This is a genomic window from Vibrio sp. 2304, from assembly GCF_033339475.1.
GTDB classification, from domain to species: Bacteria; Pseudomonadota; Gammaproteobacteria; order Enterobacterales; family Vibrionaceae; genus Vibrio; species Vibrio alginolyticus.
Genome location: NZ_JAWOUQ010000159.1, coordinates 1 through 502 on the forward strand (window position 1 = coordinate 1; position 502 = coordinate 502).

Sequence of the window (502 nt, forward strand, 5' to 3'; positions counted from 1 at the left end):
GTGCCGGAGGTCCGCGCCCAGTCTTCATCGTCCAGTTGACCGGAACGAATGCGGGTCTGATCGACGCGCGACAGCGAGGCCAGAGAACGCATCATGAGCTGTTCCGCGGGCATCTCGAGACTAAAGATTAATACCGGCTTGTCCTGCAGCATCGCCGCGTTTTCCACGAGGTTCATCGCGAAGGTCGTTTTACCCATCGATGGACGGGCGGCGACGATAATCAGATCCGACGGCTGCAGGCCGGCGGTCTTTTTGTTGAGGTCGTCGTAGCCGGTATTGACCCCGGTGACGCCGTCATGGGGCTGCTGGAACAGCTGTTCGATACGGGCGACAGTGGCATCGAGGACATCGGCGATGTTCTTCGGCCCTTCGTCTTTGTTGGCCCGGCTTTCGGCGATTTTGAAAACCCGGGATTCGGCAAGGTCGAGCAGATCTTCGCTGGTTCGCCCCTGCGGGTCGAAGCCGGCTTCGGCGATCTCGTTGGCCACCGAAATCATTTCGC

Annotated in this window: 1 protein-coding gene; it reads right to left on the reverse strand. The window is 60.0% G+C overall.

Annotated elements, in window-relative coordinates:
- On the reverse strand, window positions 1-502 hold a 502-nt coding region (locus tag R7P64_RS24790), incomplete at both ends, for a DnaB-like helicase C-terminal domain-containing protein (protein ID WP_318124304.1).